The sequence below is a fragment of the Sulfitobacter sp. M368 genome (assembly GCF_025141875.1).
GTDB classification, from domain to species: domain Bacteria; phylum Pseudomonadota; class Alphaproteobacteria; order Rhodobacterales; family Rhodobacteraceae; genus Sulfitobacter; species Sulfitobacter mediterraneus_A.
On the sequence record NZ_CP081113.1, the window covers coordinates 1,412,024 to 1,431,026 of the forward strand.

General features: G+C 60.3%; 19 protein-coding genes and 1 pseudogene. 12 read left to right on the top strand and 8 right to left on the bottom strand.

The window, feature by feature from the left end:
* Position 1: 1 nt before the first annotated feature.
* The 5 genes from K3754_RS07110 to K3754_RS07130 are packed head-to-tail and all read left to right on the top strand — an operon-like array spanning position 2 to position 3,696.
* Positions 2-139 (top strand): hypothetical protein, encoded by a 138-nt coding sequence (locus K3754_RS07110; protein ID WP_203211692.1) that lies wholly within the window; start codon positions 2-4, stop codon positions 137-139.
* A 54-nt stretch (positions 140-193) separates the two neighbouring features.
* Positions 194-1,162 carry a cupin domain-containing protein gene (locus K3754_RS07115; protein WP_259942341.1) on the top strand — a complete coding sequence of 323 codons (969 nt, stop codon included), beginning with the start codon at positions 194-196 and terminating at the stop codon, positions 1,160-1,162.
* A gap of 17 nt (positions 1,163-1,179) precedes the next feature.
* Positions 1,180-2,304: a cobalamin-independent methionine synthase II family protein gene (locus tag K3754_RS07120; protein WP_203211690.1), complete on the top strand. Its 1,125-nt coding sequence runs from the start codon at positions 1,180-1,182 to the stop codon at positions 2,302-2,304.
* Between the two features lie 29 nt (positions 2,305-2,333).
* On the top strand, positions 2,334-3,008 hold the full coding sequence (locus K3754_RS07125) for an alpha/beta fold hydrolase (RefSeq protein ID WP_259943270.1): 675 nt from the start codon (positions 2,334-2,336) through the stop codon (positions 3,006-3,008).
* Positions 3,001-3,696 (top strand): RraA family protein, encoded by a 696-nt coding sequence (locus tag K3754_RS07130; protein ID WP_259942343.1) that lies wholly within the window; start codon positions 3,001-3,003, stop codon positions 3,694-3,696. The genes K3754_RS07125 and K3754_RS07130 overlap by 8 nt, the downstream gene beginning before the upstream one ends.
* A gap of 80 nt (positions 3,697-3,776) precedes the next feature.
* Here the strand turns inward: K3754_RS07130 and K3754_RS07135 are convergent, their stop codons facing one another.
* Positions 3,777-5,063 carry a homoserine dehydrogenase gene (locus K3754_RS07135; protein WP_259942345.1) on the bottom strand — a complete coding sequence of 429 codons (1,287 nt, stop codon included), beginning with the start codon at positions 5,061-5,063 and terminating at the stop codon, positions 3,777-3,779.
* 105 nt (positions 5,064-5,168) lie between these two features.
* Positions 5,169-5,465, bottom strand: coding sequence for a hypothetical protein (locus K3754_RS07140; protein WP_259942347.1), 297 nt, complete (start codon positions 5,463-5,465; stop codon positions 5,169-5,171).
* Positions 5,466-5,542: 77 nt separating this feature from the next.
* On the opposite strand from K3754_RS07140, the gene K3754_RS07145 reads away from it, so the two are divergent.
* Positions 5,543-6,130: a TetR/AcrR family transcriptional regulator gene (locus K3754_RS07145; RefSeq protein ID WP_259942349.1), complete on the top strand. Its 588-nt coding sequence runs from the start codon at positions 5,543-5,545 to the stop codon at positions 6,128-6,130.
* 136 nt (positions 6,131-6,266) lie between these two features.
* Here K3754_RS07145 and K3754_RS07150 read toward each other — a convergent pair whose 3' ends face one another.
* From K3754_RS07150 to K3754_RS07165, 4 genes are all read right to left on the bottom strand, one after another.
* Positions 6,267-7,178, bottom strand: coding sequence for a pirin family protein (locus K3754_RS07150; RefSeq protein ID WP_259942352.1), 912 nt, complete (start codon positions 7,176-7,178; stop codon positions 6,267-6,269).
* A gap of 98 nt (positions 7,179-7,276) precedes the next feature.
* A complete protein-coding gene (gene fosX / locus K3754_RS07155; protein ID WP_259942354.1) occupies positions 7,277-7,687 on the bottom strand; it encodes a FosX/FosE/FosI family fosfomycin resistance hydrolase in 411 nt (136 codons plus the stop codon).
* The gene (locus K3754_RS07160; RefSeq protein ID WP_259942356.1) at positions 7,684-8,859 is read right to left on the bottom strand and encodes a reductive dehalogenase; all 1,176 of its coding nucleotides are present in this window, start codon (positions 8,857-8,859) and stop codon (positions 7,684-7,686) included. Before K3754_RS07160 ends, fosX begins: the two co-directional genes overlap by 4 nt.
* Positions 8,860-8,890: 31 nt before the next feature.
* Positions 8,891-10,012: an alpha/beta hydrolase gene (locus K3754_RS07165; protein WP_259942359.1), complete on the bottom strand. Its 1,122-nt coding sequence runs from the start codon at positions 10,010-10,012 to the stop codon at positions 8,891-8,893.
* Positions 10,013-10,074: 62 nt separating this feature from the next.
* On the opposite strand from K3754_RS07165, the gene K3754_RS07170 reads away from it, so the two are divergent.
* Complete coding sequence (locus K3754_RS07170; protein ID WP_259942361.1) at positions 10,075-10,932, top strand: helix-turn-helix domain-containing protein; 858 nt, start codon at positions 10,075-10,077, stop codon at positions 10,930-10,932.
* Between the two features lie 65 nt (positions 10,933-10,997).
* Positions 10,998-11,987, top strand: a pseudogene (locus K3754_RS07175) (NAD(P)-dependent oxidoreductase); the annotation flags it as partial.
* A gap of 244 nt (positions 11,988-12,231) precedes the next feature.
* Here the strand turns inward: K3754_RS07175 and K3754_RS07180 are convergent.
* Both K3754_RS07180 and K3754_RS07185 read right to left on the bottom strand, forming a co-directional pair.
* Positions 12,232-13,605, bottom strand: a complete 1,374-nt coding sequence (locus tag K3754_RS07180) for an L-serine ammonia-lyase (protein WP_259942366.1) — start codon at positions 13,603-13,605, stop codon at positions 12,232-12,234.
* Positions 13,605-14,300: a glutathione S-transferase family protein gene (locus K3754_RS07185; RefSeq protein ID WP_259942368.1), complete on the bottom strand. Its 696-nt coding sequence runs from the start codon at positions 14,298-14,300 to the stop codon at positions 13,605-13,607. The genes K3754_RS07180 and K3754_RS07185 overlap by 1 nt, the downstream gene beginning before the upstream one ends.
* A gap of 178 nt (positions 14,301-14,478) precedes the next feature.
* Here K3754_RS07185 and rpiA point away from each other — a divergent pair, with 178 nt between their 5' ends.
* The 4 genes from rpiA (at position 14,479) to hflC (ending at position 18,950) form a co-directional block, all read left to right on the top strand.
* Positions 14,479-15,267 carry a ribose-5-phosphate isomerase RpiA gene (gene rpiA, locus K3754_RS07190; RefSeq protein WP_259942370.1) on the top strand — a complete coding sequence of 263 codons (789 nt, stop codon included), beginning with the start codon at positions 14,479-14,481 and terminating at the stop codon, positions 15,265-15,267.
* Between the two features lie 12 nt (positions 15,268-15,279).
* A complete protein-coding gene (locus K3754_RS07195) occupies positions 15,280-16,758 on the top strand; it encodes an FAD-dependent oxidoreductase (RefSeq protein ID WP_259942372.1) in 1,479 nt (492 codons plus the stop codon).
* A 69-nt stretch (positions 16,759-16,827) separates the two neighbouring features.
* Positions 16,828-18,051, top strand: coding sequence for an FtsH protease activity modulator HflK (gene hflK / locus K3754_RS07200; RefSeq protein WP_203211676.1), 1,224 nt, complete (start codon positions 16,828-16,830; stop codon positions 18,049-18,051).
* Positions 18,051-18,950: a protease modulator HflC gene (gene hflC, locus K3754_RS07205; protein ID WP_259942375.1), complete on the top strand. Its 900-nt coding sequence runs from the start codon at positions 18,051-18,053 to the stop codon at positions 18,948-18,950. The genes hflK and hflC overlap by 1 nt, the downstream gene beginning before the upstream one ends.
* The last annotated feature ends 53 nt before the right edge of the window (positions 18,951-19,003 follow it).

The following is a 19,003-nucleotide window of genomic DNA, read 5'->3' on the forward strand; positions in this document are numbered from 1 at the left end:
AATGGACGCAGGGCAACAGCCCTTTTGCCAGACATCGGGCCTGTGCGAGACCGCGCAGACCCGGCGTTTGCATGCTTATTTCCAAAGCCGCCGTGCGCGGCGGCTGAACCTGCGCCCACCGGGAGTTGCAGTGATCTGAACGGGCCATCGGCCCACATCCAAAACCAGACAACTGAACAAACGGAATATTCATATGACACGCGCAGACATCGAAAAACGCATCGTTCGCTATGGCGAGCTGAAGCCCTGCAAAACCGCCTTTATCGACGCTCACACACCGGGCAGCGATCAAAAGGAAAACTTTACCATCATCGGCGGCGGGGTTTCCGAAAGCCCGGACCAACACGTCCATATCCGCGACACCCCCGGCTTTAACATCGGGGCGGCGGGACAACCGCCCAAATGCCGCAACTCTCTGCACAGCCACACCACGGCAGAGGTGTTTTTTGTTCTGAAGGGGCGCTGGCGCTTTTTCTGGGGTCTGCACGGCACAGCGGGCGAATTTATCGCCGAAGAAGGGGATATCTTTAACATCCCCACCGGCATTTTCCGCGGCTTTGAAAACGTCGGCACCGATTACGGGATGATCATGGCCATCCTTGGCGGTGACGATGCAGGTGGCGGCGTGACCTGGGCGCCGCATGTGATCGAAGAGGCCAGTGCACATGGATTGGTTCTGGGCGAGAACGGTGTGCTTTATGACACCAAGAAGGGCCAGGAACTGCCGCACAATGTATCGCCCATGCCATTGTTGAGCGCCGAACAGCTCAAGGAATTCCCCGAAGTGCCCGTGGAAAATGTCGTGCCGCGATATGTCGCGCGGTACTGGGATCTGATGGCACTGGCGGGCAAGAAGCCGGCCAAGGTGATCGGCACCGATGCATTGCTGAAAGACAAACCGGGTTTCGAGGTGGATTTCCTGACCCGTGGGTCCATCGCGGACGAGATGCACAGCCATGACAAACATGTTGTTCTGATGCCGATGCGCGGCCATTGGACATTGCGTTTTGAAGGTTATGAAACTGTGCTAAACCCCGGTGACACCGCGCTGATCAACCCACAGGAGGCCCATGCGCTGGCCCCCTCCATGACCGGCGAGGCCAGCCTTTATCGTGTAACCGCGACCGATGATCCGGCCGGCGCAACCTGGACCGAAAACTAAACAAGGGAAGAGCCCACATGACAACGATCAAAACCACCCATGTGGGCTCTTTGCCCCGGACCCAAGAGGTCGTGGATTTCATTTTCGCCCGCGAAAACAACGAAAACTACGATCCGGCGGCCTTTGACGCGGCGATGACGGCGGCGGTGTCGGACACCGTGCGCAAACAGGTTGAGGCGGGCGTCAGCATTGTCTCGGACGGGGAAACCTCCAAGATCAGCTATGCCACCTATGTCAAAGACCGCTACACCGGATTTGACGGCGACAGCCCCCGCCACGCGCCAGCGGATCTCAAGAAATTTCCCGGCTTTCTCAAACGTTTGGCCGATGACGGCGGCACCCCGCAATATGCCCGCCCGATGTGCGTAGGGCCGGTCAAATCCAAAGGTCAGGGCGAGCTTGAGAAAGACATTGCCAACCTCAAGGCCGCGATGGCCACGCATGGAGCAGAGCGCGGTTTTATGAATGCAGCATCGCCCGGTGTGATCTCGCTGTTTTTGCAGAACGATCACTATGCCACCCGCGAGGCCTATCTGGCGGCGCTGGCGGATGCGATGAAAGACGAATACGAGGCGATTGTGGCCTCGGGTCTGGACCTGCAACTTGATTGCCCGGATCTGGCGTTGTCGCGGCACATGCTGTTCAACGATCTGAGCGATGCAGAGTTTGTGAAGATCGCCAACTCCCATGTCGAGGCGTTGAACCATGCGCTGCAAAACGTGCCGGAAGACAAAGTGCGCATTCACATCTGCTGGGGCAACTACGAGGGGCCGCATATCTGCGACGTGCCGATGGCGACCATGTTTGATACGCTGATGTCTGCCAAGGCGCAGTATGTGTTGTTCGAAACCTCCAATCCGCGCCATGGCCATGAATGGACCACGTTCCGGGACCGCAAGGCGGATATCCCGGATCACAAGGTGCTGGTGCCCGGTGTCGTCGATACCACCACCAATTTTGTCGAGCATCCCGAACTGGTGGCGCAGCGGACCCAGCGGTTTGTCGATATCGTAGGCAAGGACAGGGTCATCGCAGGAAGCGATTGCGGCTTTGGCACCTTTGCCGGATTTGGCACTGTGGATCCCGATATCGCCTATGCCAAGCTGTCGGCATTGGCCGAAGGGGTGGCACTGGTCAAGTGACAACCCCGCTTGTTCTGTTGCCGGGCATGATGTGTGATGCCCGGCTGTTTTCCCCCCAGATTGATGTTTTCGGCGCGGGCCGTGCGGTAGAGGTCTATGACCTTGCCAGCGCGGATAGTGTCGAGGCCTTGGCCGAAACGATCCTTGCCACAGCGCCGCCGCGATTTGCCCTTGGCGGGTTGTCGATGGGCGGGATCGTGGCGATGGAGGTCTTGCGCCAGGCGCCGGACCGCGTTGCGGGGCTGGCCCTGATGGACACCAATCCATTGGCGGAAAAAGATGAGGTCAAAGCCCGACGCGCCCCGCAGATGGACAAGGCCCGCAATGGCCAGCTTGATAGCGTGATGCGCGACGAGATGAAGCCCAATTACCTCAGTGATGGGCCGCGCCGGGGCGAGATCCTAGATCTGTGTATGGATATGGCATTGGCGCTGGGGCCGGAGGTGTTTTGCCGCCAATCCGTTGCCCTGATGAACCGGCCCGACCAGACCGAAACATTACGCTGCTTTGACGGTCCGGCGCTGGTGCTCTGCGGGCGGCAGGATCTGCTTTGCCCGGTGGAGCGGCATGAATTGATGGCCGGTCTGATGCCCCAATCACGGCTGTGCATCATCGAAGGCGCGGGCCATTTGCCGGTGCTGGAACAACCTGACGAAACAACCGCCGCGCTGCGCCGCTGGCTTGAGGAGATAGACAATGGATGAACAACTGCTGGCGCTGCTGCGCTCTGTCGATACGCCAACCGTGTGCAACGCCATCGAGGTGGTGGAGGGCAAGCGCGGTTTTGACCGTTTCACGCGCGGCACGGTGCTGTGCAGTGATCCTGGCGCGGGGGCCATCGTGGGCCGCGCCCGCACGGCCAAAATCTCGGCGATTGCGCCGCCAACAGAAGCGGCGGATGTGATCCGCGCCCGGCGTATGGATTATTACCGCCACATGGCCAGCGGCCCGCGTCCGGCGCTGGCGGTGGTCGAAGACGTGGATGGTGATGCGGCCATCGGTGCCTATTGGGGCGAGATCAACACCAGTGTCCACAAAGGCTTTGGCCTAGCCGGAGCCTTGACCAACGGGGTGATGCGCGATCTGGGCGATTTGCCTGACAACTTTCCGGTGATTGCCGGATCGGTGGGGCCAAGCCACGGTTTTGTGCATGTGCTGGAAATCGCGACACCGGTGACCGTCTTTGGTATGGAAGTTGCAGACAACGAGATGGTGCATGCAGACCGCCACGGCGCATTGGTGATCCCGGACGATTATCTGGGCGCTATTGGCGGGGCGATTGCCAAGCTGCTTGAAACAGAGAAGATCGTTCTGAATGCCGCCCGCGCGCCGGGCTTTGACTTTGCCAGCTTTGAGGCGGCTTGGGCTGAATTTGAACGCCAACGCACTTAAGCCAGTTGCCAGATGCAAAAAAAGGCGCGGGATCAAATGATCTCGCGCCTTTTTGGTATCAGATTGGGATCTGCCCGCGATCAGACCTCTTCGATGCGCAGGGCGACCGGTTCACCGGCCAAAACGCCTGTGCCGTGCATATTCTCAAGCGCCGCCTCAAGCGCGGCGTGGGTTGTCTTGTGCGTGACGATCAACACCGGCGCGGAGGGGGCATCATGCTCATACTGGCGCATCCGGTAGATGCTCACGCCTGCTTCGCCCAGAACGGTGGCGATCTTGGCCAAGGCACCCGGTTTGTCGACCAAGGCCATGCGCAGATAATAAGGGGCGGCGGCCTGTGACTGCGCCGATTGCGAGGTTTCCAGCGTCGCGGCAGGCTGGCCAAAGACCGGACCGGACCAGCCCCGTGCAATGTCGCAGACATCGGCCATCACCGCGCTTGCGGTTGGACCTTCGCCCGCACCTGCGCCGCGCAGAACGATCTGGCCGACGGCATCGCCTTCGATGACCACCATATTGGTGCCGCCGTCAAGTTGGCCAAGCGGTGATGTTTCAGGGACAAGGCAAGGCTGCATGCGCTGTTCCAGACCGCGGCCCGTTTTCTGGGCGACGCCGAGGAGCTTGATCTTATAGCCCATATCGGCGGCAGCATTGATATCCTCGATGCTGACCCGCTCTATGCCTTCCAGCTGGATACCGTCAAAATCGACCTTGGTGCCAAAGGCGATGGCGCTGAGGATCGCCAGCTTGTGGGCGGCGTCAATCCCGCCCACATCCAGCTGCGGGTCTGCCTCAAGGTAGCCAAGGCCATCGGCCTCGGCGAAGATTTCCTGATAGGTTTTGCCGGAATTTTCCATGCGCGTCAGGATGTAGTTGCAAGAGCCGTTCATGACACCCATCACGCGCTTGATCTCATTGCCTGCCAGCCCTTCGAACAGGGCCTTGATCACCGGAATGCCGCCAGCAACAGCGGCCTCGTAGCGCAGGGTCAGCCCCTTGGCTTCGGCCAGTTCGGCCAGCGCCTGGCCGTGGATGGCCAGCATTGCCTTGTTGGCCGTGACCACATGTTTGCCTGCCTTCAGCGCCGCCTCGGTTGCGTCTTTGGCAGGGCCATCTTCGCCGCCCATCAGCTCAACAAAGACATCAACATCGTCGCGGGTTGCGAGGGCCACCGGATCATCTTCCCAAGCGTAACCAGACAGCGAAATGCCGCGATCCCGGCCTTTGCTGCGGGCAGAAACCGCGGAAATTGTGATCTCTCGTCCGGTGCGGGCGGACAGCAGTGCTGCCTGCTGGCGAATGATGCGCACCACACCAATACCCACCGTGCCCAAACCGGCGATACCAAGGCGAAGCGGGTCAGACATGTGAGGTTCCTTTGTAGCAATTCAAAATAAATAGGGGCTGCCCAATACGGCAGGCTTTAAAGGCGATGTAGCGGGTTCAAGCGGCGCTTGCAACGCGCCAGATGCCTATTGCAAGCCTTCTTGCAGCCGCTGCTTTTCCCGTCCGGTCAGCACGGTGCCGCGCAAACGATCGGCACGGGCGCGCAACCCGGCAAGACGGCCATTCAGTTCCGCTTGGGTCTGGGCAGGATCAATACGGATGGGGTCCGTGCTGGTCTGCAATGTGGACAGCGGCACAAGCGTTGCGTAATCGGCATCGCGCACCTCTGGGCGAATGCTGTCATCAAGCTGCGGAAACGTCGTACAGCCCGCTGCAAAAAGCAGCGCAAAGGCGCAGACGTATGGAGAACGCGTTTGCATCATGGATCTGTTTTTGCATCAGTGGGGCAGGGCGTGCAAGCGGGCTTTGCTTTTGAACGATTGTTCATTAAATTGCCCCCATGGCAAGAACCACCGGATCTCATTCTGATATCACCGGCCCCCGCGTGCGGGCGGCTGCGCTGCGGCTGTTTGCGCAGGGCGGATATGCCGCGGTGTCGATGCGGGCCATTGCGGCCGAGGTCGGCGTGCAGGCCGGGGCGCTTTATAATTATACGCCGGACAAACAGTCGCTGCTGTTTGATCTGATGCAGGGGCATATGACCGACCTGCTGGCCGAGGTGCCGGTGGCCGAGGGCAAATCCGCGCTTCAGGCCCTGCGCGATTTTGTTGAATTCCACATCCGATTTCACGCGGATCGCCCGGATGCGGTGTTTATCGCCTATATGGAACTGCGCAATCTGACGCCTGAAAACTTCAGCCAGATCGAGGCGTTGCGCCGGCGGTATGAAGATCATCTCGAAGCCATCTTGCAGGCCGGCGCGGCGGCGGGGGTTTTTGTCGTCAGCGATACCAAAATTGTCACGCTGGCGATCATTGCGATGCTGACCGGGGTCAACACCTGGTTCCGGTCCGGCGGGCGTTTGTCGCTGAACGAGGTTGTGGCGCAGTATTGGGATATGGTCCGCAAGGCGGTTGGCGCGGGGTGACGCGCATAACTGCTGTTGGTGATGGGCGCTCGTGGTGCTCTTGAGTTTTTTTGGCCAAATGAAGAGAGGGGCGTTTGCCCTATTAGCGTGGGATGCCTTGTGGTGAGGGCGGCGGGGGTGCGCCGCCCATCCAAGGTCAGTGTACCGGCTTGATGAAGGTGCCGTTCTTGAGGTCCTGAAAGGCCTGCATCAGCTCCTCGCGGGTGTTCATCACGATGGGGCCATGCCATGCGACGGGTTCTTCGATCGGCGCACCTGAAATCAGCAGAAAGCGGATGCCATCGGGGCCAGCCTGAACCGTGACTTCGTCACCTGTGCCAAAGCGGATAAGCGTGCGATCACCCGACAGATCGCGGATGTTCAGCTCTTGACCCGCGACTTCTTTTTCCAGCAGTACGCCGGACGGGGCAGAGGCATCGGCAAATGCGCCAGCCCCATCGAAAACATAGGCAAAGGCGCGGCGGTAGGTATCGATCCTGAAGGTCTTTTTCACGCCTGCAGGGACAAAGACATCAAGGTATTGCGGATCGGCGGCGATGCCGTCCACCGGGCCGCGTTTGCCCCAGAACTCACCCGTGATCACCTTGACGCGGGTGCCATCGTCATCTGTCACAACCGGAATATCCGCCGAAGTCACATCCTGATAACGCGGCGCACACATTTTCTGCGCGCCGGGCAGATTGCCCCAAAGCTGAAATCCGTGCATCTGGCCGCGTGCGTTTCCGCCGGGCATTTCCTGATGCATGATGCCGGAACCGGCGGTCATCCATTGAACATCACCCGCGCCCAATGTGCCGGTGTTGCCCAGCGAATCTCCATGCTCCACGGTGCCTTCCAGCACATAGGTGATGGTCTCGATGCCCCGATGCGGGTGCCAGGGAAAGCCTTTTTCAAAGTCTTCAGGCCGCTCGTTGCGGAAATCATCGAACAGCAGGAAGGGATCCAGTTCGGAGGGATCCTGAAAGCCGAAAGCGCGGTGCAGTTTCACGCCGGCGCCCTCAAGCGTTGGGGTGGCGCGGCGGGTTTCCAATGTGGGTCTGAGAGACATAGCATTCTCCTTTCTCAGCGTTGAGATGGATATAGGGCTGTGCAACTCATGCGCCAATAGGGCCGAAACTCAGGGCGGCTGTGCAGGGTTGCACAGAACTAGGTGCGTCCTTTGGCATATCGCGCCAGCCGGGTGTCCAAGGTGCCGCTGTGCAATTCGAACATGTGGTTGTCATCGTCATAAAAATAGAGCGAATGGCCTTCCCCCTCGACGCGCGCCCGGCCCTCGCGCAGGGTCAGGCCCAGTTTCTTGATCCGGGCGAGGCGGTCGTCATAGTCATCCGCGCCCATTTTGAAGGCGACGTGGTTGTAGGTTTGATCGACCAGCGGATCACCTTCCATCGCGGCAACCCAGACCCCGCCGATGTCAAAGAACCGTTCGCGCGCGAGAGAGAATGTCTTATCTCCACTGTCGTAGATTTTTCGCGCATCGAAGACGGTTGTCAGGATCTCCTCCATTCGGTCAAGATTGCGGGTGATAAAGGTGATATGGCTGAGCCCTTCGATCATTCTGCCGCCGCCCACCAATCAGAGGGTTTGCGGCGTTTGCCCCGGTTGCGATCCAGCCAAAGCGCCAGTTTGCGCAGGGGCGACAGGGCCAGTTTCAGCCACAGACGATGGCTGGTCTTGCTAAAATCGCGGTTGAACGGGCAGACCCGCATGCAGATCGCACAATCGGATGACATCTTGGCCCAGAAGCCAAAGCATTTCTCGGCATCGGATGTCCATTTGCGCACGCCCTTGATCGCGGATGGGTTGCTGCCGCCAACCTCGGGCGGGCCAAAGGGCAGCGCCTTGACCGGGCAGGCATCGGCGCATTTGGTGCAGATATCGCAGAAGGCGCGCACGCCCTTGGGCTCGGGCCGGTCATGGGTCAGGGGCAGATTGGTAAAGATCTTGGAAAACCGCAGGCGTGGGCCAAATTCCGGTGTGATCACCATCTGGTTGCGGGCGTATTCGCCCAAACCTGCCTTGATCGCATAGGGGATGACCAGCCCGGTGTCATTCATGCTGGCCGTAGCCTCGTAGCCCAGATTGCGGATATAAGCGGCCAGTTGCATGACCACGGCGGCCTCGTGGCTGTATTCGCGGCCCGTGGCCGCCCCGGCGAGGGCGGAGGGGTAGGTGGCAACCAGCTCTTCTTCCATCTGGTGGCCCATGACGATCACCGATGTCATGCCTTCGGGCAGGTCGTTCGGAGCCTCCGTCATATCGCGGGTGTCGACGCGGCTGGCATATAGCCACCGGTCGTCCATATCGGTGATCCCGCAAAGGTCCGCACCAAAGAAACGCGCGATGCGTTTGATCTCATGGGACGTTTTGGCCGGATCGTCGATCTCTTGCTGCATCGGGGCGACAGGGGTGTCATTGGCAATCGAGGATTGAAATCCTTCGCGGCGGCCACTGTCACCACCGCGATCCGAGATCAGATCACTGATCAGCCAGGAGGCATTGCGCAGGGCAAAGTCACGCTGGGTAAAGCCATCACCGCGGCGCGGGGTAGCCTCCATCCGGTAGGAGGCAAAGAAGGCGTCGGACCTCTTGGTGCGCACCGCATCGTCCCAAAAGGCGCGGGTAAAGATATCATTGCGCTGGGTGAAGCGTTCGAAATCTTCGGTGACGTCAATGCCTGCGGCGGCATCGTCGGGGTGGGGCGCGGGGCGGTTGGAAGGATAGCTCATGGCCGGAGTTGAGCCTGCGCCGCCGGATTTGTCAAAGGCTGGATTGCACAGCGAATTGGCCGATGGTTTTTGCGTCCGCCTCCGTGTGGTCCGCGCAAGAAAAGGTCGCGCCATGGCAAACTTCGGTGGCAGGGCCAGCGGTCATGGACGGACCTGCCCCTGCGAAGGCCTCAACGGCCGCGCAGATGCGCTGCAGGGCCTCCGTTGATGACTGTCTGGTGCTGTCCAGGGCCTGAAAGTTATGGGCCATGTCGGGCCACAGATCGAGCAATATATCAGCGCCCTTCGCGGCCTGTGCGCGGGCAAAGTCCCGGATCATGTCGCGCAATATCTCGCGGCCGCCTGCCTGTAGATAGATTGGTGTCAAGCCATTGTAATCATAGGCAATGGGCGACAGCGCAAGCCGCCCGAAAGTGCCTTTTGGGTCAAGCCATTCGCCGAACCTTAACGCCATCCAGCCTTGCACCAGATCATAGGAATCGTTGCCATGAAGGCTTGCCCCGCGATCCCCGATATCCGTCCAGGGGCAGAGGCCAATGCAAAGGGCGGGCTGCGGCTCTCCCTCGATCTTGAGCCGTTGCAGCAGGCTGAGGGCCATATGCCCGCCTGCACTGTCACCGATCACCACGATCTGCTTGGCGGGACCGGTTTCGCGCAGATATTGCCACGCGGCAAAGGCGTCATCTGACTGCGCTGGATGAGGATGTTCCGGCGTGAGGCGGTAATCGGGGGCAAAGAGCGGCGCCCCACTGTGATGCGCCAGCATATCGGCATAGCGGTGGCTGACTGCGCCGTGAAATGTATAGCCGCCGCCGTGTAGATAGAGCAGGGTTGCTGCGCTTGATCGTGTTTCAGGGTGGTGCCACACTCCCTTTGGACTGTCGCTTGTGCTCCGTCTGACGGCATAGTGATCGTCAGTTTCGGTTTGCAGGCTGTCAAACAATGCACGGCCTTTGTCTATATCATCCATGGCCAATGCCTTGGTGAACTGGTGCCGCCAAAAGCGGATGCCGATCTCAAAATGCGCGTCCCATGTCCGCTCCAACCGGCGGCCAAGAGCGTGGCGGGCATAGGTGGCGAGAGCGATCTTGTTGATCGCGAGAAAGCTGGACAGGCGCAGGGAAAACGGCCCGCTGAATTTGATCTTGGACATCGGATGCTCCGGCTTTGAGAAGGTCGGTTTGGATTTGCCAGAGACTGCCCGCCCGCAATAGAATGATCCCGACAGTCGAGGACAAAAGCGTGGCACCCATTTCCAAATTGTTCTTGCCGCCTGCGGCTTTGGCGGACGCGGTGTTTGCGGGCATTCTGCGCGATACGCGCGGCTGCACCCTGAGCGATGCGGACAGGTTGAACCATTTTCCGGCCTCGCCATTGGTCTCGGTGTCCTTTGTGATCGAAGGTGGGCTGCGCATTTTGCCTGAAGGCTGCGATGTGGCTGTGGCCCACCAATTGCCTGAAATTGATCGGTTGTCCCTGACCCCGCCGCAGGCCAGCCCGACAACCAGCTGGAGTGACGGCCCGGTCTATGCCATTTCGGTTGGGCTGTTCCCCGATGCCTGGGAGGGGCTGTCGGAAGAGGCGCAGGGTGGTCCGGTCCCGGCGTTTCTTGAGGCCGCAATTGGTGGGTATGCGCAGGGCTTGCCTGCGGATGCAGCTTGGGCGCAATTCTGCGCCGTGTTGATGGCAGAGCGGTCGAAATCTCGCCCTTCCGCTGTTGGCTGGACGGGCGGTCCGTGGTTGTCGGGCTGGTCGCGGTCCCTGATGCACCGCGCCGCATTGGCCGGGCCGGGGCGCAGCTTGCGGGCGATGGAACGGCGGATCAAACGCTGGAGCGGGCAGTCGCGGCAAACCCTGGCGTTTCATGCAGCGATTGACCGGCTGCATCAGATTTCAGTGGCAGAGAAAGACGCGCCATTGGCGGCGATTGCCGTGGATGCAGGATTTGCCGATCAGTCGCACATGGGGCGCGCGGTGCGCCGCGCCACAGGCTTTTCCCCCGCCAAGCTGAACCGGATGATTGAAACGCAGGAGGCCTTCTGGTGCTATCGCCTGCTGGGAGAGCGGTTCTAGGAAGCTGGGCCGCGTGATGTCGCCTAAAGGCCAGAACGTCGCGATCAGGCGCGACAGGTCGCGGGCGGGCCTCGCTGATGGGTAAAGATATCAGGGAGATGCAGATGAAAGTTGGGTTTATTGGGCTGGGGAATGTCGGCGGCAAACTGGCGGGATCGCTGCTGCGCAACGGGGTGGATCTTACGGTCTTCGATCTGAACGCCGATCTGGTGGCCGATTTCGCCGAACGCGGCGCGGCCACTGGGGGATCCGCAGCGCAGCTCATGCAAGAATGCGACGCGGTGATCACTTGCCTGCCCAGCCCGGCGGCCTGTGCGGCGGTGGTGGCGGATATGCTGCCCCATGTGGGGAAGGGCAAGATCTGGATGGAAATGTCGACCACGGATGCCGATCAGATCAAGGCCCATGCCGAAGCGGTGATTGCTGCCGGCGGTGAGGCGGTGGACTGCCCCGTGTCCGGGGGCTGTCACCGGGCCGGGACCGGCAACATCTCGATCTATGCCGGCTGTACGCGGCAGACCTTTGACAAGGTGTTGCCGATCCTGACCCATATGGGGCGGCGGATTTTGCATGTCGGCGATGTGGGCACCTCCAGTACGTTAAAGGTGATGACCAACTATCTGGCAACAATGAACCTTTTGTCTTTGTGCGAGGCGTTGACGGTGATGAAAGCTGCCGGTATGGACCTTGCCATGACCTATGAGGCAATCGCGATGTCCTCTGGCACGAGCTTTGTGCATGAGACCGAAAGCCAGCTGATCCTGTCGGGGTCGCGGGATGTGAATTTCACCATGGATCTTGTGCAAAAGGACATCGGCTTGTTCCAGAAACTGGCCGATGATCACGGCGTGCCGCTGGAGCTGTCGCCCTTGATGATCGAGATGATGACTGACGGGCAGAAGCGCTTTGGCGAACGGGCACAGTCGGACCGGATGATCGAGCGGCTGGAAGAGGCGACGGGCCTGAGTGTGACCGTCCCCGGTTTCCCGCAGGAACTGGTGGATGATGAACCCGAGGAACGCGGTTATGAGGTGAAAGTCCGGCGCGGAGCGTGATCCGGCGGGCGCGGCCCGCAGGGGCCGCGACGTGATATTTGGCGCGGGGGGCGGCGCGAGCCCTTGCCTTGACAGGGTTGCGGAGGTGAGGGCAGTGGCCCGTTTTGCGCAGAGGTGCTTGAGCCGCAGGTCTGCGCTCAAGGCACCTATTCGAGGGTGGGGACGATTCCATTCGGCCTCAAGGACAAGCCGGGCAGGCCCGGTGCTGCGCATCCTTGACCCCAAATAGAATCGCCGTGTTTGATCAGCAGTTGGGAACGTTGACGGCCAGGCCGCCCAGCGAGGTTTCCTTGTATTTCTCGGACATATCCGCACCGGTCTGACGCATGGTTTCGATACAGGCGTCCAGGGGCACAAGGTGGGTGCCATCGCCGCGCAGCGCCAGGGAGGCAGCCGAGACCGCCTTGATCGCGCCCAACCCGTTGCGTTCGATGCAGGGCACCTGCACCAGCCCTTTGACCGGATCGCAGGTCATGCCGAGGTGGTGCTCCAGTGCGATTTCCGCCGCGTTTTCAATTTGTTCGGGTGTTCCGCCCATGACCGCGCAGAGGCCGGCGGCAGACATGGCCGCGGCAGAGCCCACTTCGGCCTGACAGCCCGCTTCGGCGCCCGAGATCGAGGCGTTGAACTTGACCAGCCCGCCGATAGCGGCCGCGGTCAGCAGGAAGTCTTCCACATGGCTTTCCGAGGCGCCCGGTACGTGGTCAAGGTAATAGCGCAGGGTCGCCGGCATCACGCCGGCCGCGCCATTGGTGGGGGCGGTTACAACCTGTCCGCCAGCTGCGTTTTCTTCGTTCACCGCCATGGCATAAACGCTCATCCAGTCATTGATGGTGTGCGGCGCGGATTGGTTCAGCCCGCGTTCGGCGATCAGGGCGTCATGGATGCCCTTGGCGCGGCGTTTGACGGACAGGCCGCCGGGCAGGATGCCGTCGGTCGCCAGACCGCGGTTGATGCAATCGTTCATCACCTGCCAAAGCCGTTTGGTGCCGGAGCGCAGATGCACCTCGCCGTTGCGGGACACTTCGTTGTCACGTTTCATCTGGGCAATGGATTTGCCGGACGCTTTGGCCATCTCCAGCATTTCGGCGGCCGATTTGAACGGAAAGGGCACAGGCGCGCCTTCGTCGGTGTCTTTTCCTGCTGCCAGTTCGGCTTCGGTCATGACAAAGCCGCCGCCGATGGAATAGAAGGTTTCGCTCAAGGTGACGTCGCCTTGGGCGTCCGTGGCCATCAGCATCATGCCGTTGGCGTGACCTTCCAGCTTATGATCGTAGTCAAAGATCATATCGGTCTTTGGGTTGAACCGCAGGGGCGGCAATCCGCCGACCGTGATTTCATGGGTTTCGTTGATCTGAGCCAGCACCGCCTCGGCGCGGTCGGCGTCATAATCGCCCGGGGTGAACCCTGCGAGCCCGAGAATGGTGGCGCGGTCCGTGGCATGGCCGACACCGGTGAACGCCAGCGATCCGTGCAGGGAGGCGCGCAGCCCGGCAAAGTGGAAGGGCGAGGCGCGCATCTGGTTCAGGAACCGTGCGGCGGCCACCATGGGCCCCATCGTGTGCGAGGAAGACGGGCCAATGCCCACTTTGAACATGTCAAAAACCGAAAGAAACATCAGGTGGCCGAGCCTTCTGGAGGGGTGGGGCGCCGGGGCGCGGTGAAGGGTGTATCGCCCAGACCTTCGGCCTTTTGCAAGGCGGCGGTGCAGGGCAGGGTTTCGATGCGGGTGCAAAGATCTTGCAAAGCAGGGTAGTCGGCCAGCGTGAACCAGCTGCGATCAGCGTCTGACGGGTAGAGCGCGGGCCAGCGCAGCAGGGCAACGGTGTAGAAATCAAGCACGCCGGGCTTTCGGCCGCTGAGCCAGGTCTCTGATTGGGAGGCATAGGTATCGAGGGTTGCAAAGCCCTGTTTCAATTGGGCCTGCAATCCCCTGCGCAGCGCATCTTGATGGCCCGTGCCGATGTATTTTTCCGGATAGAACAGCATCCGCAGGCAGGGGTGCAGGGTGTTGGCCACAAAGAACAGCCATTTGAGAAAGTCCCCGCGCGCCGGATCTGCGGGATCAGGGCCAAGCCCGCCATGGGTGTCGGCCAGCCAGAGCAAGATTGCGCCGGTTTCAAAGAGTGGCCCTTGCGGGGTTTCCAGGGTCGGGATCAATCCGTTGGGATTAAGGGCGCGGTAGGCCGCCGAGCTTTGTTCTTGGCTGGCGCGGTCTACCAGTTGGGTCCGGTATGGCAGCCCGCGATGATCCAGCGCCATGCGGACGATTAGGGAAGCGTTGTCAGGGGCATAGTGAAGCACATAGGTCATGGGCCCGTGTAACCCTGCCGCCCTCCGCCGTCAGGTTTGAAAACGACCACTTGCCTCTTGAATGGGTCTTGCAGGGCCGCAGGAGGATCGGCGCTGCAAAAAAGACCTTCCTGCCTCTCGCACCCGCGCGGCAATGTGCCTATAACCGCGCACAGACGTCATTTATCGGAGCTGCCTCATGTCCGGAGAACTCTCACCCATCGACAAGGCCAAATTTGTTTCGGCAAAACGGGCCGCGCAATATGTCGAAGACGGGATGCGTGTTGGGCTTGGCACCGGATCAACCGCCGCATGGCTGGTGCGTTGCCTGGGGGAGCTGGTGCGCGATGACGGGCTCAAGATCAAGGGCGTGCCGACCTCCAGCCGCACCGCGCAGCTGGCGCGGGATGTGGGGATTGAGGTGATCACGCTGGACGAGGCCAAATGGCTGGATCTGACCATTGACGGGGCTGATGAATTTGACGGTGATCTGAACCTGATCAAGGGGGGCGGCGGCGCGTTGCTTTTGGAGAAGATCGTGGCAACGGCCAGTGACCAGATGGTGGTGATTGCCGATGTCGGCAAAGAGGTCGAGACCCTTGGCGCGTTTCCCCTGCCGGTGGAAGTGATCCCGTTTGGCTGGCAATCCACACAGGCGCTGATCGAAGAAACGCTGATCAGCATGGATGTTCTAGGGCGCACCTCAACCCTGCGGATGAATGGCCAGGCGCCCTTTGTCACGGATGAGGGAAATCACATCCTTGATCTGCATCTCAACCGGATCGGCAATGCCCGGCAATTGGCGCTGGTACTGAACCAGATGCCAGGGGTTGTGGAAAACGGCTTGTTTATCGACATCTGTGACACAGTTGTGATCGGTTACGGGGATGGCAAGGTCGAGGTGCGCGACATAAATGAAGGCACGGTTGCAACAGAACGGCTTGATTTTGTTGAATCTGACAATTTGTTTTCGGACCTTACGGAATAGGAAATGCGCCCCATGGCCAACACAGACTTTGACTATGACCTTTTTGTAATCGGCGGCGGCTCTGGCGGGGTGCGTGCGGCCCGTGTGGCGGCTGGCGAATATGGGGCCAAGGTGGCGCTGGCCGAGGATGACCGCTATGGCGGCACCTGTGTGATCCGGGGCTGCGTGCCGAAAAAGCTAATGGTTTTTGCCTCGGGCTATGCCAATGTGGTGGAAGAGGCCAAATGCTATGGCTGGGATCTGACCGAAGGGCCATTTGACTGGCATGGCTTTAAAACCCGCCTGAATACGGAATTGGACCGCCTTGAGGGGGTGTATCGCAATCTTTTGGCCGGATCCGGTGTGGACACCTATGATCAGCGGGCCAAGCTGAAGGATGCCCATACGGTTGAGCTGGCCGATGGCACCACCAAGACGGCGAAACACATCCTTGTGGCGACGGGCGGGCGGCCCATCCGGCCTGACATTCCCAATGCCGAATTGGGGATCGTGTCGGATGACATCTTCCATCTGGAAAAACTGCCAAAGTCCATTCTTATCATTGGCGGTGGCTATATCGCGAGCGAGTTTGCTTGTATTCTCAATGGCTTGGGGGTTGAGGTTACGCAATATTATCGCGGTGCGCAGATTCTGCGCGGCTTTGATGAAGAGGCCCGCGGCTTGGTTGCGGAATCCATGCGCGAAAACGGCGTTGATCTGCATGTAGGCACCAACATTCTGGAAATGTCCCTGCTGGCCGATCACAAGGATGGCGCGATGCCGACCCAGTCAGATGCGGCGATGGGCGCCTCTGTGCAGCAAGCCCAAGAGATGCACGCCCAAAGCAGCGGCGTATCCGCCGGGCAAAAGGGGCCGATCTGGGTCAAGTCGACCACGGGCGGCGAAAAAGTATTCGACATGGTGCTGTTTGCCACGGGCCGTGACCCGGCAAGTGCCGATATGGGCCTGGAAGAGCTGGGCGTGAAGCTGGGCCGCAAGGGGCAGATCGAGGTGGATGAATACAGCCAGACGGCAGTGCCATCCGTCTATGCCATCGGCGATGTCACGGACCGGGTGAACCTGACCCCGGTCGCGATCCGGGAGGGGATGGCTTTTGTCCAAACCGTGTTTGGCGCCAATCCAACGCCGGTGGATCACGATGTGATTGCCAGTGCCATTTTCACGCAGCCGGAGATGGGCACCGTTGGTCTGAGCGAGGAAGACGCGCGTGAACAGGAGGAGATCGAGGTTTACAGCACATCCTTCCGGCCGATGCAGTCGGCCTTTGCCGAAAAATCTGATAGGGTGCTGATGAAACTGGTCGTATCCAAGAAAAACCGCACGGTCCTTGGCTGTCATATCGTCGCCCCCAATGCGGGCGAGATGATCCAATTGGCAGGGATCGCGGTAAAGGCGCGGTTGACCAAAGAACAATTCGATGCAACCTGCGCGGTGCACCCAACCATGTCCGAAGAGTTGGTCACCATGCGCAATCCGACGCGGACGGCTTGATTTTCGGCCATCTGCACACAAGTTTGAGACATCGGCCGCACTGAGCGGCACATAAGGGGAAAAGAATACATGGCTGGCAATTCAGGCGGTCCCTGGGGCGGGGGCGGAAACAGCGGCGGAGGCAACAACGGCGGCGGTGATCGCGGCACGCCTCCGAACCGTGGCAACCAAGGGGGCGGACGTCGCCCTGAAGGTGAAAAACCGCAAATCCCGGAGATCGACGATCTGGTGAGAAAAGGCCAGGAGCAGCTGCGTGTTCTGATGGGCGGCGGCGGTGGCCGTGAGCGCGGCGGCAATGGCAGCGGCGGCGGAGGCGGCAATGGTCCGGCCCTGACGCGCGGCACAGTCGGCATCGGCATTCTGGCCGCTGTGGCACTTTGGGGGTTTGCAAGCTTTTACACCGTGCGCCCTGAACAGCAGTCAATCGAGCTGTTCCTTGGCGAATTCTCCGAGATCGGTACCGAGGGTTTGAACTTTGCCCCATGGCCGGTTGTCACGGCTGAGGTCTTTGACGTCACCACCAACCGCACCGAAGAGATCGGCGTGGGGCGCGGGGCCAGTGACAACGACGGTTTGATGCTGACCACGGATGAAAACATCGTGGACATTGATTTCCAGGTGGTGTGGAACATCAAGAACGCCAAGGATTTCAAATTCTCGCTGCGCGATCCGGATGCCTCTGTGCGGGCGATCTCTGAATCTGCGATGCGCGAAGTGATTGCGCAATCTGAACTGGCACCAATTCTGAACCGGGATCGTGGCGCTGTTGCCGACCGCGTTAAGGAGCTGATCCAGATCACGCTTGATAACCGCCAGACCGGTATCAACGTGCTGCGTGTCAACGTGAACAAGGTTGACCCGCCAAGCCAGACAGTTCGGGTGACCAATCCGGATGGCACAATCAGCGCCGAATCTGTTGTGGATGCCTTCCGCGACGTTCAGGCCGCTGAACAGGAGCGCGACCGGGTTGAGCGTCAGGCGGATGCCTATGCCAACCGCCGCACGGCTGAGGCGCGCGGTGAAAGCGCCCAACTGCTCGAAGCGGCCGAAGGCTATCGCGCCCGTGTGGTCAACGATGCTGTGGGTGAGGCGAGCCGCTTTGAGGCGGTTCTGACCGAATATCAGGCGGCACCCGAGGTGACGCGCAAACGTCTTTATATTGAAACCATGCAAAAGGTACTGGGCGACGTGGACAAGATCATTCTTGAAAACAACACCGGCGGTGCCGGCGGGCAGGGCGTTGTGCCTTATCTGCCGCTGAATGAATTGCGTCGCAACGGGGGATCAAACTGATGCGGAAAACAGGTTTTCTGATCCCGATTGTGGTGATTGCCGCCGTGGCGGTGTTGTCGTCGATTTTTGTTGTGGACGAACGCGAAAAGGTACTGGTGCTGCGTTTCGGCCAGATCAAACAGGTGCGGATCGAGCCGGGCATCGGCTTTAAAGTACCGATGTTGGATGAGGTCGTCCGCTTCGAAGACCGTATCCTGTCGCTTGAGACCGAGGTGATCGAAGTGACGCCGGCCGATGACCGCCGCCTCGAAATCGACGCCTTTGTGCTCTACCGGATCGACGACATCGTACAGTACCGTCAGGCGATTGGTGCTGGCGGTGAACGTCAGGCCAGCAGCGATTTGAGCGGTATTCTGGAATCACAGATCCGCGCGGTGCTGGGTTCGCAAGGTGTGACCTCAAACACCATCCTGTCGCCGGAGCGTTCGGCGCTGATGGACCAGATCCGGGAACGGGCGGACGCACGGGCCAATGCGCTGGGCCTCAAGGTTGTGGATGTGCGCCTGCGCCAAACCAACCTGCCGGAGCAGAACTTCGACGCCACCCTGCAGCGGATGATCGCGGAACGTGACCGTGAAGCGACCGACGAACGTGCCCGCGGCCAAGAGGCGGCACAACGTGTGATCGCCCTTGCAGACCGGACCTACGAAGAGATCCTGTCAGAGGCCCGCCGTGATGCGCGTATCATCGAAGGTGAGGCAGACGCCGAGCGGAACCGCATCTTTGCCGAGGCTTATGGAAAAGATCAGGAGTTCTTTGAATTCTACCGGTCTTTGACGGCCTACGAAGAGGCCTTGAAAGGGGAGAATTCGACCATGGTTCTCTCCCCGGACAGCGAGTTCTTCAACTACCTGCGCTCCGATCAGGGCAGCCGCTCCGAAGAAGGCGAACGCAACTAAGGGTTTGTTCCGCTGGCCTGCGGGTTGGCAAAGAATTTGGAAGGGGCCGGTGC

Bases quoted from the DNA above. Each gene is read 5' to 3' on its own strand.
- K3754_RS07145 (WP_259942349.1), top strand. From the start codon at position 5,543: ATGGCAAGAACCACCGGATCTCATTCTGATATCACCGGCCCCCGCGTG.
- K3754_RS07165 (WP_259942359.1), bottom strand. From the start codon at position 10,012: ATGTCCAAGATCAAATTCAGCGGGCCGTTTTCCCTGCGCCTGTCCAGC.
- K3754_RS07110 (WP_203211692.1), top strand. From the start codon at position 2: ATGGACGCAGGGCAACAGCCCTTTTGCCAGACATCGGGCCTGTGCGAG.
- hflC (WP_259942375.1), top strand. From the start codon at position 18,051: ATGCGGAAAACAGGTTTTCTGATCCCGATTGTGGTGATTGCCGCCGTG.
- hflK (WP_203211676.1), top strand. From the start codon at position 16,828: ATGGCTGGCAATTCAGGCGGTCCCTGGGGCGGGGGCGGAAACAGCGGC.
- K3754_RS07160 (WP_259942356.1), bottom strand. From the start codon at position 8,859: ATGAGCTATCCTTCCAACCGCCCCGCGCCCCACCCCGACGATGCCGCC.
- K3754_RS07150 (WP_259942352.1), bottom strand. From the start codon at position 7,178: ATGTCTCTCAGACCCACATTGGAAACCCGCCGCGCCACCCCAACGCTT.
- K3754_RS07140 (WP_259942347.1), bottom strand. From the start codon at position 5,465: ATGATGCAAACGCGTTCTCCATACGTCTGCGCCTTTGCGCTGCTTTTT.
- K3754_RS07120 (WP_203211690.1), top strand. From the start codon at position 1,180: ATGACAACGATCAAAACCACCCATGTGGGCTCTTTGCCCCGGACCCAA.
- K3754_RS07170 (WP_259942361.1), top strand. From the start codon at position 10,075: ATGATCCCGACAGTCGAGGACAAAAGCGTGGCACCCATTTCCAAATTG.
- K3754_RS07115 (WP_259942341.1), top strand. From the start codon at position 194: ATGACACGCGCAGACATCGAAAAACGCATCGTTCGCTATGGCGAGCTG.
- K3754_RS07195 (WP_259942372.1), top strand. From the start codon at position 15,280: ATGGCCAACACAGACTTTGACTATGACCTTTTTGTAATCGGCGGCGGC.
- rpiA (WP_259942370.1), top strand. From the start codon at position 14,479: ATGTCCGGAGAACTCTCACCCATCGACAAGGCCAAATTTGTTTCGGCA.
- K3754_RS07180 (WP_259942366.1), bottom strand. From the start codon at position 13,605: ATGTTTCTTTCGGTTTTTGACATGTTCAAAGTGGGCATTGGCCCGTCT.
- K3754_RS07135 (WP_259942345.1), bottom strand. From the start codon at position 5,063: ATGTCTGACCCGCTTCGCCTTGGTATCGCCGGTTTGGGCACGGTGGGT.
- K3754_RS07125 (WP_259943270.1), top strand. From the start codon at position 2,334: ATGTGTGATGCCCGGCTGTTTTCCCCCCAGATTGATGTTTTCGGCGCG.
- K3754_RS07130 (WP_259942343.1), top strand. From the start codon at position 3,001: ATGGATGAACAACTGCTGGCGCTGCTGCGCTCTGTCGATACGCCAACC.
- fosX (WP_259942354.1), bottom strand. From the start codon at position 7,687: ATGATCGAAGGGCTCAGCCATATCACCTTTATCACCCGCAATCTTGAC.
- K3754_RS07185 (WP_259942368.1), bottom strand. From the start codon at position 14,300: ATGACCTATGTGCTTCACTATGCCCCTGACAACGCTTCCCTAATCGTC.